General features: G+C 40.2%; 14 protein-coding genes and 1 pseudogene. 1 reads left to right on the top strand and 14 read right to left on the bottom strand.

Going from position 1 to position 14,210, the window contains the following annotated elements:
* Positions 1 to 86 precede the first annotated feature (86 nt).
* From HUN22_RS10225 to HUN22_RS10170, 12 genes are all read right to left on the bottom strand, one after another.
* A complete protein-coding gene (locus tag HUN22_RS10225; RefSeq protein WP_174728778.1) occupies positions 87 to 1,307 on the bottom strand; it encodes a chloride channel protein in 1,221 nt (406 codons plus the stop codon).
* 304 nt (positions 1,308 to 1,611) lie between these two features.
* Entirely contained in the window at positions 1,612 to 3,330 is a 1,719-nt protein-coding gene (locus tag HUN22_RS10220) for an acetyl/propionyl/methylcrotonyl-CoA carboxylase subunit alpha (protein ID WP_174728780.1), read from the bottom strand.
* Positions 3,330 to 4,913, bottom strand: coding sequence for an urea amidolyase family protein (locus HUN22_RS10215; RefSeq protein WP_174728775.1), 1,584 nt, complete (start codon positions 4,911 to 4,913; stop codon positions 3,330 to 3,332). Before HUN22_RS10215 ends, HUN22_RS10220 begins: the two co-directional genes overlap by 1 nt.
* 32 nt (positions 4,914 to 4,945) lie before the next feature.
* Complete coding sequence (locus tag HUN22_RS10210) at positions 4,946 to 5,761, bottom strand: putative hydro-lyase (protein ID WP_174728772.1); 816 nt, start codon at positions 5,759 to 5,761, stop codon at positions 4,946 to 4,948.
* 2 nt (positions 5,762 to 5,763) lie between these two features.
* Complete coding sequence (locus HUN22_RS10205) at positions 5,764 to 6,528, bottom strand: LamB/YcsF family protein (protein WP_174728769.1); 765 nt, start codon at positions 6,526 to 6,528, stop codon at positions 5,764 to 5,766.
* 34 nt (positions 6,529 to 6,562) lie between these two features.
* Positions 6,563 to 7,816: an NRAMP family divalent metal transporter gene (locus HUN22_RS10200; RefSeq protein WP_014206320.1), complete on the bottom strand. Its 1,254-nt coding sequence runs from the start codon at positions 7,814 to 7,816 to the stop codon at positions 6,563 to 6,565.
* A gap of 343 nt (positions 7,817 to 8,159) precedes the next feature.
* Complete coding sequence (mumR, locus tag HUN22_RS10195; RefSeq protein WP_174728766.1) at positions 8,160 to 9,071, bottom strand: LysR family transcriptional regulator MumR; 912 nt, start codon at positions 9,069 to 9,071, stop codon at positions 8,160 to 8,162.
* A gap of 91 nt (positions 9,072 to 9,162) precedes the next feature.
* Complete coding sequence (locus HUN22_RS10190) at positions 9,163 to 9,342, bottom strand: zf-HC2 domain-containing protein (RefSeq protein ID WP_061875863.1); 180 nt, start codon at positions 9,340 to 9,342, stop codon at positions 9,163 to 9,165.
* Complete coding sequence (locus HUN22_RS10185; RefSeq protein WP_174728763.1) at positions 9,336 to 9,956, bottom strand: RNA polymerase factor sigma-70; 621 nt, start codon at positions 9,954 to 9,956, stop codon at positions 9,336 to 9,338. Before HUN22_RS10185 ends, HUN22_RS10190 begins: the two co-directional genes overlap by 7 nt.
* On the bottom strand, positions 9,953 to 10,714 hold the full coding sequence (locus tag HUN22_RS10180; protein ID WP_174728759.1) for an HvfC family RiPP maturation protein: 762 nt from the start codon (positions 10,712 to 10,714) through the stop codon (positions 9,953 to 9,955). Before HUN22_RS10180 ends, HUN22_RS10185 begins: the two co-directional genes overlap by 4 nt.
* On the bottom strand, positions 10,665 to 11,528 hold the full coding sequence (locus tag HUN22_RS10175) for an HvfB family MNIO-type RiPP peptide maturase (RefSeq protein ID WP_174728756.1): 864 nt from the start codon (positions 11,526 to 11,528) through the stop codon (positions 10,665 to 10,667). Before HUN22_RS10175 ends, HUN22_RS10180 begins: the two co-directional genes overlap by 50 nt.
* Positions 11,529 to 11,597: 69 nt before the next feature.
* Positions 11,598 to 11,906 (bottom strand): HvfA family oxazolone/thioamide-modified RiPP metallophore, encoded by a 309-nt coding sequence (locus tag HUN22_RS10170; protein WP_002122109.1) that lies wholly within the window; start codon positions 11,904 to 11,906, stop codon positions 11,598 to 11,600.
* Between the two features lie 163 nt (positions 11,907 to 12,069).
* On the opposite strand from HUN22_RS10170, the gene HUN22_RS10165 reads away from it, so the two are divergent.
* Complete coding sequence (locus HUN22_RS10165) at positions 12,070 to 12,672, top strand: HvfX family Cu-binding RiPP maturation protein (protein WP_174728753.1); 603 nt, start codon at positions 12,070 to 12,072, stop codon at positions 12,670 to 12,672.
* A gap of 2 nt (positions 12,673 to 12,674) precedes the next feature.
* Here the strand turns inward: HUN22_RS10165 and HUN22_RS10160 are convergent.
* Positions 12,675 to 13,618 (bottom strand): annotated as a pseudogene (locus HUN22_RS10160) (DUF4424 family protein).
* Between the two features lie 182 nt (positions 13,619 to 13,800).
* Complete coding sequence (locus tag HUN22_RS10155) at positions 13,801 to 14,145, bottom strand: hypothetical protein (protein ID WP_174728750.1); 345 nt, start codon at positions 14,143 to 14,145, stop codon at positions 13,801 to 13,803.
* Positions 14,146 to 14,210 lie beyond the last annotated feature (65 nt).

Below are 14,210 nucleotides of genomic sequence, written 5' to 3'. Positions count from 1 at the left end.
CTGATAACACCTACTTATTTTATTTATAAGAAATAGATCTAACCAACTGTCTCAAGCCCATTTCGAACCTCAATATACCCCCCTCACTAATCCATCAACTTTTTACGGCGATACAACCCACAATTTCCAGAAAATAGCGCTGCCAGCAAACACGTAATAATGGCGTAAGTGGCAACATTCATTCCAAATAGCTCAACAGCTAAAATAATAGATGTTAATGGCGCCTTACTCGCCCCAGAAAACAGACTCACCAAACCTAAGCCTGCAAGCAATGAAAGTGGTAGGTTTAAAACCGCACCTAAAGCATTACCTAATGTCGCCCCCACATAAAACAGTGGTGTAATTTCGCCACCTTTAAAGCCCGAACCTAGAGTAATGGCAGTAAAAATGGTCTTGTTAAAAAAGTCGTAGAACTCAATCGGTACATAAAAAGATGCAATGATTTTATCTGTACCCAAACCGTTGTATTGCTGATGTGCGGTGAACAAAGTAAGTAGCATAATCACAATACCACCTACCATTGTTCTTAATGGCAAATAGCGAATGTACTTGTAAAAGAGGTCACTCGCCAAATGAATGGCAGCAATAAAGAAACGTGCAGCTAAACCAAAGACCAGCCCAGCCGCAATCAAGTTCATGAGCGTGCCAAAATGAATAGCTGGAAACTCACTAATCACATAAAAAATATGCGGATGAACAATATCGAATAGTTCCGGAATGGTCGAAGCAATCAGCGCTGACACAAAACATGGAAAAATAGCTGAATATCTTAAATTACCTAAAGCAGTAATTTCCAAACCATAGATTGCACCCGCCAGAGGCAAGCCAAACACTCCAGCAAAGCCAGCGCCAATACTGGCGATTAGACAAATTTTTCGGTTATCTTCTGAGATTTTTAATATATGGCTCAGGTGGTCAATTAAGGCACCTGAAAGCTGAACTGCTGGCGCCTCACGTCCTGCCGAACCACCAAACAACTGCGTTAAAATTGAGGTGATAAAAATGATTGGGCTCATTCGTTTTGGAATAAACGACTTCGGCTGGTGAATTTCATCAAGGAGTAAATGAGTTCCCCGTTCAATGGGCGATCCATATTTTTTAATCAGATAACCAATACCAAAACCGACAAAAGGCAAAAAGTAGATGAGCCAGTGATGCAGACTTCGGACTTTGTTTGAAATATCGAAGGCAACAAAAATTAAGGTCGAAGCCAGCCCCGCTACGACTCCAATCACAATTGAGATGACGAGCCAATAGACACTGTATTTTAGAATTTGATCATATTCAGATGAAGGTAGAATTTTCATTCGCTTTCTTCAATTCGCCTTTGAGTGGATGCCAAATTCTCAAATTATTTTTATGCTGCCAGCTCATTAAGTGAGAAATGCTTAAACTGGGCTAAAAATTAAAGCCCGCATATGCGAGCTTTCAATACAGTGATTAATTTTTGGTATCACTAAACTGTGATAAATATCTCATAATTGGCGTTATTTTTCAAGTTGAAAATAGTTAACGAGTACTGTGAAAAACAATTAACTAAGTGAATAAATAAGCATTGGATTTGACCACATTAAAGTCGCGCTCAATTAGGCCAAATCTCTTATTTAAATCTCACTCAATGCTAGCAATTACAGTTTCTGCATGACAGGTCGCACCTTTTTCCGCACTCAGCTGAATAACACCACTGCGATGCGCCAGTACTTGTACTTCCATTTTCATGGCTTCCATAATGGCAACCACTTGGCCTTCGGTAACTTGCTCTCCATTTTCAACTTTCCAAGTGCTAATCACACCATTAATTGGAGCAAGTAAATGCTCGGCACTCACTTCTGGCTCGGCTGTTTGTGCCTGAACTGCGGTAGCTGGGCCTTGTGCAAACATACCCGCAGGTAAACCTAAACGGTGTAACTTGCCATCAATTTCAATGTAGCTGAGCAGCATTGGCTGTTGATGGTTTGGAATGCCACGTTTGGTTGGCTTTAATTCTTGTTTAAAGTCATTTTCAATCCAGCGCGTGTGTACATTAAATTCATCTGTAAAGTCAGGCTCGTTGAGTACCGCGCGGTGAAAATCTAAAACCGAAGCCACGCCTTCAATTTTAAATTGTTTTAAAGCACGTTTAGCTCGGGCAATTGCAACTTCACGGGTTGGACCAGTCACAATTAGTTTTGCCATAAGTGAGTCAAAGTGACTCGACACCAATGACCCAGTGCGAACGCCAGTATCGACTCGTACACCATGACCAAACGGTGCTTCAAACAAACTCAACACACCAAAGGCTGGAATAAACCCGCGAGCTGGGTCTTCGGCATTAATACGAAACTCAATGGCATGGCTTTGTGCCTTTGGTGTTTCTTTAATAGAAAGCACTTCACCTTGCGCAACACGAATTTGTTCCACCACCAAATCGACTTTCGACGTTTCTTCGGTCACTGGATGCTCAACTTGCAAACGGGTGTTTACTTCTAAAAATGAAAGCTTGCCGTCACGACTTAGTAAGTACTCAACTGTTCCCGCACCCACATAGTTTGCGGCCTGACAAATGTTTTTTGCCGAGGTTAAAATTTGTTGGTAAATATCATCGCTAATAAATGGTGCTGGCGCTTCTTCGACTAATTTTTGGTTACGGCGTTGCAACGAGCAATCACGTGTACCAAGTACCACAATGTTGCCATGTTGGTCGGCTATTACTTGCGCTTCTACATGGCGCGGTTTATCAAGATATTGCTCGACAAAACATTCACCACGGCCAAAGGCAGCTTTTGCTTCACGTACTGCCGACTCATAAAGCTCTTTGACTTCTTCGAGTTTCCACGCGACTTTTAAGCCGCGGCCACCACCACCAAATGCAGCTTTAATGGCAATCGGCAAACCAAATTGTTTAGCAAACTCTAAAGCTTCATCTGCATTATTGAGTGGATCTTGCGTACCCTGAACTAACGGCGCACCGACCGAAGCAGCAATTTTACGTGCTTCGATTTTATCACCTAGTTTTTCAATGGCACTTGGCGATGGTCCGACCCATTTTAAGCCCGCATCAATCACGGCTTGGGCAAATTCAGCACGTTCAGATAAAAAACCATAACCCGGATGAACCATCGTCGCTTTTGATTTTTTTGCAACTTCAATGATGGCAGGAATATTTAGGTAGGTTTCACTGGCAGTCGCACCAGCCAAGCCCCATGCTTCATCTGCAAGTTCGACATGCATGCTGCCAATATCGTCATCTGCATATAACGCGACCGAAGCAATCCCCATATCACGGCAAGCATGAATAATACGAACGGCAATTTCACCACGGTTAGCAATCAATAATTTTTCTGTATTCATCATTCATTCTCAAAATCTGTAAATTCGGCAATTTTTTTAAATTTGATACGGCAACCCGCCGGAATCTGTGCCACCAAATCCCAATGCTGTTTAGCAACAGAGGCAATGACCGGATATCCGCCCGTTAAAGGGTGATCATTCATAAACAAAACGGGCTGGCCACTCGGTGGAATCTGCAAAGCACCAATGCATGTGCCTTCACTTTCCAGTTCATGGGTAATTTTGCGAGTTAAAGGCTGCTCACCTGAAAGTCTTAACCCAACGCGGTTGCTTTCATTGGTCACAAGCCATTCTTGCTGACAGAGCAGCTCAATACTGTCTTGTTCAAACCAGTCTGTACGAGGCCCCATCACAATATCTAGCTCGACCAACTCGCCAGCTTGTGGCAAGTCGCTTTTGCCCACTTCATTTACGCTAATGTTGGCTGTCTTCACCTGCCCTTGGTAAATGGTATCTCCAAGCTTTAAAGGCTCTGGACCTAGCATTGCCAAGCTGTCAAACGAGGCACTATTGAGTACCGGTTCAACGTCTATACCGCCACGAACTGCCAGATAGTTTCTTAAGCCTGCTATTGGAGGCTGAATTTGAAATTCATCGCCTTTATCCAAATCAATCGGCTGATAACTTGCAAAGTCGGCGGTTTGACCGTCAGCAAATTTCACACGAATGTTTGAGATAGCGCCTGTAACTGCAATAACACCTGCATGTTGTATCTTGGCTTTTAAGCCACCATTTAAAACTTCAATAACGGGTGTGTCAGTTGGATTACCTACAATACGATTGGCACTATGCATGGCAGATAAGTCCATTGCACCAGCCACACCAACGCCAATATTGGTCTGGTTTAAACGCCCTTCATCTTGAATAAGCATTTGTAAACTTGGCGCAGTAATCGTAAACAGTGGCACCGATTGTTTCGGCTCAACCATACGCTTGATTTGCTGCGGTACATTTACGGTTGTAGGCTGATGCGTGACATCTTCAAAATGTACGGTCATGCCCGGTAACAGCAAAGCAGGATTTTTACGTTCTAAATCCCACATTTTTTCTGATGTTGTACCAATCAGCTGCCAGCCACCTGGGCTGTCTTTTGGATAAATACCAGAGTATTTTCCAGCCAAACCCAAAGAGCCTGACGGTATTTTTTTACGCGGAACCGTTAAGCGTGGAATATCGGTAAAAGGCTTATCAGGACTGCTCATATAAGCAAAGCCCGGTGCAAAACCAATAAAAGCCACATTCCAGACACTTTGGTGATGTTTTCTAATCACATCAGCCACAGACAAACCTTGCAACTCGGCAACTTGCGCAAGGTCTTCGCCATCGTAACGAATCGGGACAATCACTTCTTGGCTGCTACGCTCAAATCCAGAATCAATTTTGAGGCTCTGTATTGAAGCAACCAGCGTTTTAAAATTGGTTTCGATTTCGTTGAAAAAAACCAAAATTGTTTTTGCAGCGGGGACTAAGTCTTTAATTCCATTCAATTGCGTATTTTGCAATTTATTGTACAACGCCAATGTTTCTTCTAGGCTTGCAAGCTCAATTAGAAAACAATCGGCGTTTACCGATAAAAAACGCATTTGTTTATCCTTTTAATTCTTCTTTAGTCCAATTAGCCAATCCAAGCACGGTCAGGTATGTCAGTAATAAACATATGCCCCGGTGCATGACTAATCGCAAAAGGAATTTTCGAGTTCATAACTGCCGCTTGCGGGGTTACTCCACATGCCCAAAACACAGGAATTTCGCCTGCTTCAATGCGAGAGGCATCACCAAAGTCTGGCTTATTTACATCCGAAATTCCTAAGCTTTCAGGGTGACCAATATGTACAGGTGCGCCATGCACGCCTGGCATACGTGATGTAATTTTTACCGCTTCACTAATTTGATGCGATGGAATGGGTCGCATAGAAACCACCATGTTTCCTGAAATACGCCCTGCTGGTTGGCACTTAATATTGCTTAAATACATCGGCACATTGGTGTCGTCATGAATATGGCGAACTTCAATCCCCGCTTCTTGCAAAGCGGTTTCAAACGAGAAACTGCAACCAATTAAGAAAGTCACCAAGTCAGGATGAGCATTATAAATTTCTCTCGCATCAGTCACTTCATCGACCATTTCGCCATCTTTCCAAATGCGATAACGCGGAAAGTCGGTTCGGATGTCTGAGTCTGCGGCAAGCTTGGTTGCATAGATGCCTTCTTCGAGCACATCGAGCACTGGACAACTTTGTGGATTACGATGCGCATAAAGTAAAAAGTCATACGCCCACTCTTTTGGCACCGAAATCATATTGACCTGCGTCATGCCAGCCGCCATGCCTGCTGTCGGTTTATCAAAACCTGCACGGATTTTTAAACGTGCATCTAAAGCGGCTTCAAGCTGAGCTGGGTCGACTTTAATATCCTTATACATTGTGCTCATCCTTATGCTTTGTTTACAAACGGGCGGATTTCAATATTATTTTTTACAAGCTCGGCTTTAATGGCTGCCGACATCTCTAGCGCACCATCGGTGTCGCCATGTAAGCAAATCGTGTCGGCTTGAATTGGGGTAAATACACCGTCAATTGACTCAACCCCACCATTTTTAAGCATAGACACCACACGGCTTGCAACAAATGCCGAGTCGTGTAAAACCGCACCTTCGAGACGACGAGATACCAATGAACCATCACTGTTATAAGCGCGGTCTGCAAATGCTTCAGACACGACTTTTAAACCAGCCGCACGTGCCTGTTCGACTAAGTTTGAACCCGCCAAAGCCACTAAAACCAGTTCAGGGTTATACATTTTAATGGCATCAATCACGGCTGCTGCCTGAGCTTGGTCATGGGCAATGGTATTGTAGAGCGCGCCATGTGGTTTAACGTATTGCACTTTTGAGCCTGCCACTTTAGCCAAGCCATCGAGTGCAGAAATTTGATAAAGCACATCGGCAATCAGTTCGTCACGTGACAAATCCATATTACGGCGGCCAAAGCCTACAAGGTCTGGATAAGACACATGAGCGCCAATGATCACACCCAGCTCAACTGCTTTACGAACCGTTTTTAAAATGCCGAGTGGGTCGCCAGCATGAAAGCCACACGCAATATTGGCACTGGTCACGACAGGTAAAATCTGGTCATCATTACCCATTTTCCATGAGCCAAAGCTTTCACCCAAATCACTATTTAAATCTACAAACATGGCATTATTCCTTTATTACTTCACGCAGTCTGGCTTAAAGCTTGGTCAAATAGTTAAACACTGTCGTAAACGACATATAGCCCATCCACCATGTCAACAGACATGTTAATCCACCTAAAATAAGCAACCATTTTGGATAGTTGTAATTCCCCATTAAATCTTTACGGCATGCAGCAACATATACAAAAATTGTAAGGCCAATTGGCAACACCAAACCGTTAAAACCACCTACAAAAATGAGTAGACCTGCCGGAGTTGCACCCAATAACACATAGAGTAATAAAGCTAATGCGATAAAGGTAATGGTCGTATAATTGGTTTGTTTTGGTGTTAAGTTCTTTTTAAATGCAGTAAAGAATGACACTGAAGTATATGCTGCGCCGATCGTGCTACTAATACCCGCTGCCCAGAAAATTAAGCCGAATAATTTAAAACCAAATGTACCCGCTGCATATTGGAATGCTTGAGCTGCAGGATTGGCGTCATGGCTGGCTAAATCAATGGTTGCACCGCTCACCACCACGCCTAAAAACGCTAAAAACAACACATAGCGCATGATGCCGACCACAACAATACCCTTAGTCGCAGCTTTAGCAACTTCATCAATATTTTCAGGGCCAACAGCGCCTTTGTCGAGTAAACGATGTGCACCTGCATAGCAGATATAGCCACCCACCGTACCGCCAACAATGGTGGTAATAATGGCAAAGTCAATCTGATCTGGAGCAAAGGTTTGATGTACAGCTTGCCCAACAGGAGGCATTACAATAACCGCCACAATAATAATCAGCAGGATTTTAAGCAATCCCAACACGATCATGCTTTTATCCATCGCAAGCGTTGCTTTTCTAGAGGCAAAAATCAAAATGGCTAAAGCGCCACTTAAAATACCGCCCCACTTTGTGTCGAGGCCAAAAAGTGCATTTAAACCTAAAGCTGCACCGGCAATGTTACCGACACTAAAGAAAAATCCACCTAAAATCACCAGAAATGCAAGTAAATAACCACTACCCGGTAATGCCTTATTGGCAATATCCGATGCACGCATTTGAGTCAGTGTGACCACTCGCCAAATATTTTGTTGAACAACATAATCAATCAGAATGGAAACTAAAATGGCAAAGCCAAATGCCGCACCTAACTTGACTGTAAATACAGCAGTTTGGGTTAAAAATCCGGGCCCCATTGCAGAGGTTGCCATCATAAAGATCGAGGCTACAATGGCCCATTGGCGATCTGATAAAAAAGAAGATTTCAGTAAAGACATATTAATGCGTTCCTCATCCATTTGAGCTTAACAACGCTATTTTCAAGTTGAACCAAGAACACCATTTTTTGTCCCAAACGATATTCTTTAATCCTTTAAAATGACAAAGATTCCCTGTTCCCCAATCAACACAATCGGTGATCAAATCTTGTGTCTAAAATAAAAACATAGCTAATCCCTACGAACAATAAGACTTTTTACATAAAATTAAAAATTCAAATATTTGATTTTAAATAATTTATTAATTTTTAAAAAATCAGGATAAGCTTTACTTATTAAACTGCATAAGCTGCTTTTATGACTTTGCATGTAAGCAGCCCATTTAAAATAAGAAAAAATATTTTATGAGAAATAAGAATAGCGCTTATTTTTTAATTTGCTCATTGAGGCTTTTCATAGCACTTTCCGAGACCTTAACCGCCACATCAGTCAATTTCTCTTTTAAGGCAACGTCGTTTCCTTGAATGTAGATTGAGGTGAAATGGAACGTTTTTAATTGAATAGGCGTATTTAATATTTCTAGTCGGCCATCGGTAATTTCTTTTAGCGCCGTTAAGGTCGGCACCACAGCAATACCTAAGCCCTGCTCGGCTAAACGCAACAGCGTTGCCAATGAATAACTGGTAATTGAAAGTGGTTCATCAATCCCTTGTTCTTTCATTCTTGCTTTCAATTCTTTATAGGGATAGGTAATTTTTGGATAAGTTAAAATGGTATGTGACATTAATGTTTTAAAAGACATTTGAGCAACCCCTCCTTTAAATGAAGGTGAAGCCAAGAAACTTAGTTCAAAGTCACACAAAGTTTGTTCAATACATTCAAAAGCTAAAGTTGGCCCAAGTAAAAAGGCCATGTCCAAGTCTCCCGTCCGAACACCTTCTTGTAAGTTAGGCGTAAGGTCCACCACAATTTCGACTGAAATTTTTGGAAACTCCTGTTGAACCTTTTCGATATATTCGACTAACCATGTATAGACAATTGTTTCGGAAACTCCCAAACGAATGGTGCCCGTCAAATGCTGATTTTCAGTCAGTTCAGCGACTAGGTCTGTTTCTAGACGCATAAATTTTTCGGCATACTTAAATAAAGTTAAGCCTTTATGAGTCGGTTTAAACTGCCGATAGTTTCTATCTAAAACTTTAAAGCCTAATTCATTTTCAAGAGCTGTGATTTTTTGAGATACCGCAGGCTGGGTGGTTTGTAATTTAGTCGCGGCCTTATTGAAGCTCTTTAAAGTCACAACCCAATAAAATGCTTCAAGATTCTTTAAATTCACGTTTCATCCTGTCTTAAAAAACTCCTTTACTTTTATAGTATGAGAGTTCTGAGCGTGATTAGGCTAGCAATAAATAAATTTTTAAATAAAATTAGCCATCAAAACTTTTAAATGCTTTAGAAAGCTGACTAATTGTTTTGATCTGTTTTGCATAACGGCGGCATGATCGGCATGCCAATAAATGTAGTTGTAAATTACTTTGCTCACGTAAAAACAAAGGTCTATCTTGCTTTTCAGACAACAGTTGAGTGGCTTGTCGACATGTCAGCATGAACAATCCTCCTTCAATAACCATTTATTTTCTAAACATTCACGTAGTCGGGTACGGCTCCGATACATCAACACATTAAAGTTTGAGATAGACAATTCCAGCTTGCTACAGATTTCGTTGGAACTCAGCTCTATCACTTCTCTCATCATAAAAACTTGCGCATATTTGGCGGGTAAATGATCTAAGCAAGCTTCAAAAATTATCCAAAAATCTGCCTGCTCCATCATTTCTTCAGGGCTTCGCCATGCTTGAGGCGCTTCATATTTATTCCAATGCCCAGAAGCATCAAACAGTGCATCAATACTCAGTTCACTTTCCTCATCTTTAAATAATTCACTCATTGCGACCAAACGGGATTTTTGCCGAATCACATCAATAATTTTATTTTTTAAAATGGCAAATACCCACGTTTTGAACGCAGCCCGCCCTTTAAATGAACCTAAATTTTGAAAAGCGCTCGTTAATGCCTCTTGCACTACATCTTCAGCTTGAGGAAGCGAAGACAATTGTAAAAAAGCAAATTTTATCATTTGCTGTCTTAGGTCTTGTAAAAAGGCTGGATTATGCAGCTGATCCCCTATTTCTTCATGATCTGATCCCACTGCCGAAGTCATCCTGATACCTCGTTGAAATCATGGGGAACTTGAATTAATCGCATTCGAGTTAACAGTGCTTTTAGTTCTTGAATTTGCAGAGAAATATCATGTTCAGACAAATCAGTGAGTACAGATTGAATGAGCGTATGAATATCTTGATCAGTTAGCTTTACATTTTGAGTCAACTGTTCAATCACCATAGCAAACAAAGGCGAAAGCTGTTCAATACATACTTTATCTTGTTCATCTCGCCAGACCATAATCGCGCCAGGCATAAGCTCGACCTGTTCTGGAGTCATTAAAGTTGTCCACGTATAAACGGGATATTGATAAACCAATACCCATACCTGCGTGGTTAACTGCCAATCACAATTTTCCTGCAAGACTACTTTTTCAATTTCAACAGTATCTAAATACAACTCAAGCCATTCAAACTGCAACAACTCAGCCAACCAAGGATATTCTTGCAATATTGGGTGCTGCTGATCTGTCAAATACTCTCTAAACTCCAGAGAAATATCATTATACAAAGGTGAGCGACACTGGGCTTTTTGAAAAAATTCCGAGAGTAATTGTTGCCACTTTAACTCTGGCAACATCACACGAGCCACGGGATAAACTAAATCAATAAATGAACAGACATTATTAAAAAGTAAGTCTCGATAAATATGCATTCGTTCGGCAGGAAGAGCTTGAGGTAATTCCAAATCAGGATCTCGAATCCAGTCACAAAACTGGTGTTGCATGGTTTGGAAAGATGTTTGATTTCCCTTCATAGCCACTCTCCTGTTGTTGAATGAGTTTAATCTTGGCGAGTTCCTCTTCTAATTGTTGCCATGATGGAATATTAAAGTCACGCTCAAGTAAAGTTGCTTTCACGCCACACACTTGATAGGTATATCTCAATAGTTCCCATACACGGTCACAGACTTCTGCCCCATGCGTATCAATTAATAAATTTTTCTGAACTTGTTCATGCCCTGCAATATGTAAATAACGGATTCGCTCTTTTGGCATTTTCTGAATAAACCCAAACGCATCACTGCCATGATTAATACTGTTGACATACACATTATTTACATCCAGAAGCAAATCACAGTCTGCATATTGAAGGACTTCACGGATAAATTCCGCTTCACTCATTTCAGCATTAGGCATTAAATAAGTAGAAACATTCTCTATGACTAATCGTCTTCCTAAAATATCTTGAACACGTAAAATACGTTCAGCCACATATTTAACAGCCGCTTCGGTCATAGGAATGGGCAACAAATCATATAGATAGCCCCCATCATTTGTATAACTTAAATGTTCAGAATAAATAGAGACATCATATTGTTCTAAAAAGCTTTTTATTTTTCCAATAAATTCGAGATTGAGTGGATGAGGACCGCCAATAGACAATGACAGGCCGTGACAAATTAATGGGGCTTTTTCAACACACTGTGCGAGTAATTTCGCATGTCGACCACCAAAACCTAGCCAGTTTTCAGGAGCAACTTCGATAAAATCGGGACATGTTTTTGCATCTAAAAATGAATCTATAAAATCACGCCTTAAACCCAGCCCTACGCCAGCCAAATCCATCATGGCGATTTCTCCTTTTGGAAGTGATGCCGACGCTTACCAGAAGGTCGACATCATCCATGATCAGATTGTTTACTTAGCGCCGCACTTACCGTCAGCGACTTTTTTATCTGCACCGCACTTGCCGTCCGCTGCTTTTTTGGTTGCTCCACATTTTCCATCAGCTGCTTTTTTATCTGCACCACATTTTGCTTCGGCAGACTTTTCATGATTTTTCATTTTGTTAGCACCACATTTTGCTTCACCACATTTTCCATCTGCAGCTTTGGTTGCGTGTGCTTCGGTTGTTGTATGGGTTGCTGCTACAGCTACTTGTGTAGCCCCAGCAACTGAAAGTGCTAATAATGCCGCCACTGAGGTCATTGAGTTGAGTTTGTTCATTTTTGTATTCCTTTAAAAGATAAATTCTCGGTTTGTACATTTGTACATATAGTTAGACGGACCAAATCCTTTTTTATTACACCGTAAATAAAAATTTTTTATGTAAGAAATACAGTTTTCATCCGACTAATTAATATTCAATCGCATCGGATGTGAAATTATCATGAAGAACTTTATTTATGGTTTATCTCAATATTATCAAAAACTGGGTAAAACTCTACAACATGCGGACGGAATCGCAGCTCTGGCTCTTCGCTTGTATTTAGTTCCTATATTTTGGATGGCAGGCACAAATAAATTAATGCACTTCAATGACATTGTAGAATGGTTTGGCAACTCAGATTGGGGGCTAGGACTTCCTTTTCCATATTTAATGGCTCTGCTTGCAACATCCACAGAGCTAGCGGGTGCAATACTCTTAACATTTGGCCTGTTTACTCGCTTAATTAGTATTCCCCTCATGATTACCATGTTGGTTGCTATATTTACGGTACACCTACCGAATGGATGGCAAGCGATTGCTGATCCGAATGCACCCTTTGCAAACATGCAGGTCTTAGCTTCGGCTGAAAAGCTAGAAAAGGCTCGTGAAATCTTACAAACCTACGGCAATTATGACTGGCTCACTTCAAGTGGTTCGTTTGTAATTTTAAATAATGGAATTGAGTTTGCTGCTACGTATTTAGTCATGCTCCTCGCACTGTTGGTACTTGGAGGTGGTCGTTATTTCAGTTTAGATTATTGGATTAAAAAGAAGCTTGTATGAAATTATCTAACTCTCACAAAAATAATATCTAAGTCTTTTTTGGGTACAAACTTGGTTTTGGTCATTTGAAATTGAGTGGGACTAATCTTTTTAACTGGTCCATCCCAACAAAATGAAACTAGCTCATCCTTATCACGCTCAAGGGTGAGCTTAAAGTTTTCAATTGGCTTTGCCCAATTTGCGCCAGTCGTCAAAATATAGCCCAAAGCACTAAACGGCGAATTTTCTGCACTGGCTTTTTTTAAGCCCTGCTTAAATTGTTTATCCATACAAAATTGCTGATTATATTCATCTGGATAGAGAGCAACAGAACCGCCCACCAAAGGTTTATATTCATGGTGAATTTTAGTCAAACTATTGGCTTTAAAGGTTTGTTTCCAGCTATAGATCACTTGAGATGACCATGGAATAACATCATCTTTTTTAAAATTAGCTAAAATTTTCTGTATTTTTGGCTTATTACATTGTTTTAGCTTAACTACATAATATTCATAATCATAGTTATTACGTAGCCATGGGTTTAACATCTCTTTTTCACTAAAACCGCATTGCTTAAACTCATCCGTTACATCAATTAAAGGTGATTTCTCATCTTTTTGAATAAACGTTCTAACATGCATATCAGGTTTTATATTTTTACCATCTACCACAATTTTAAAACTTTTTAAAAGCTCTTCAGTATGGGCAAAATCAGACTCAAAAAAATTATCAATACGTGGGAGCGGAAATAAGATCGTTTCCGTTACGTTCTTATTGCTTAAGTTTTTATAGAGGTATCGACCTTAATCAGTTTTTTACTGATAAATAGATCTTCGCTGTGCATGGCAATCTGCGAATTTTTGAGATATTGAATCCCCCCCGTACCCACATAGCCAGTAGAATCATTGGCTAGACTAAAGCTTGAAAGTGGAATCAAAACAGCCAAAGTCATTACACATTTTTTCATTATAAAGCGCTCTGTCATTTTCTAATTATGGAATATAGACCTGGAATAAAGCATCACTGTTTAAGTGTAAGTAACGTTAATTTTTTCATTCCTAGATTACAAGCAAATATACTGCGCTATCCTCTACTTTACTTGTAAAAAGCTGTCTAGCGGAGGCTCATCTATTTAAATTCTAATAAATTTTAATGAAAGCTTAGGTTCTGCCTCATCATCTTTTTTTGCACACTAATTTTTCCAATAAAGTTAGTTAGCCATAAAATGCATTCATCACGATGTTCAAAGTGAGGCATCAAGCTTAGATCAATTTTTATGTCTCTATCTGCCAAGGGTAAACTCAAACAATATTCAAAGTCGATAGAATTATATTTTAACTTCAGATCTTTTTCTTGGGCTTGTTTTTTTATTTCCGCCATAATTCGATTAAGGTTAACAATCAAATTATTTGAAACTTGATTGTTTTCATAGACACGTTCATAGACATTTTCAGCAACATCTATATATTTTATTAGCTCGGCATTTTCATTCATCTTCTTTAAATTCCCCTTTTTTAAAGATTATGAACAGCCAAATGTTTAATTGCGTTACTTGATAC

The organism is Acinetobacter lactucae (assembly GCF_013344765.1).
GTDB classification, from domain to species: Bacteria; Pseudomonadota; Gammaproteobacteria; order Pseudomonadales; family Moraxellaceae; genus Acinetobacter; species Acinetobacter lactucae_A.
This window is presented reverse-complemented; position numbering and strand designations above follow the sequence as displayed.

What these genes read in the sequence shown, in the direction of transcription:
- HUN22_RS10225 (WP_174728778.1), bottom strand. Translation starts at nt 1,307, where the DNA reads ATGAAAATTCTACCTTCATCTGAATATGATCAAATTCTAAAATACAGT.
- HUN22_RS10220 (WP_174728780.1), bottom strand. Translation starts at nt 3,330, where the DNA reads ATGAATACAGAAAAATTATTGATTGCTAACCGTGGTGAAATTGCCGTT.
- HUN22_RS10215 (WP_174728775.1), bottom strand. Translation starts at nt 4,913, where the DNA reads ATGCGTTTTTTATCGGTAAACGCCGATTGTTTTCTAATTGAGCTTGCA.
- HUN22_RS10210 (WP_174728772.1), bottom strand. Translation starts at nt 5,761, where the DNA reads ATGAGCACAATGTATAAGGATATTAAAGTCGACCCAGCTCAGCTTGAA.
- HUN22_RS10205 (WP_174728769.1), bottom strand. Translation starts at nt 6,528, where the DNA reads ATGTTTGTAGATTTAAATAGTGATTTGGGTGAAAGCTTTGGCTCATGG.
- HUN22_RS10200 (WP_014206320.1), bottom strand. Translation starts at nt 7,816, where the DNA reads ATGGATGAGGAACGCATTAATATGTCTTTACTGAAATCTTCTTTTTTA.
- HUN22_RS10190 (WP_061875863.1), bottom strand. Translation starts at nt 9,342, where the DNA reads ATGCTGACATGTCGACAAGCCACTCAACTGTTGTCTGAAAAGCAAGAT.
- HUN22_RS10185 (WP_174728763.1), bottom strand. Translation starts at nt 9,956, where the DNA reads ATGACTTCGGCAGTGGGATCAGATCATGAAGAAATAGGGGATCAGCTG.
- HUN22_RS10180 (WP_174728759.1), bottom strand. Translation starts at nt 10,714, where the DNA reads ATGAAGGGAAATCAAACATCTTTCCAAACCATGCAACACCAGTTTTGT.
- HUN22_RS10175 (WP_174728756.1), bottom strand. Translation starts at nt 11,528, where the DNA reads ATGATGGATTTGGCTGGCGTAGGGCTGGGTTTAAGGCGTGATTTTATA.
- HUN22_RS10170 (WP_002122109.1), bottom strand. Translation starts at nt 11,906, where the DNA reads ATGAACAAACTCAACTCAATGACCTCAGTGGCGGCATTATTAGCACTT.
- HUN22_RS10165 (WP_174728753.1), top strand. Translation starts at nt 12,070, where the DNA reads ATGAAGAACTTTATTTATGGTTTATCTCAATATTATCAAAAACTGGGT.
- HUN22_RS10155 (WP_174728750.1), bottom strand. Translation starts at nt 14,145, where the DNA reads ATGAATGAAAATGCCGAGCTAATAAAATATATAGATGTTGCTGAAAAT.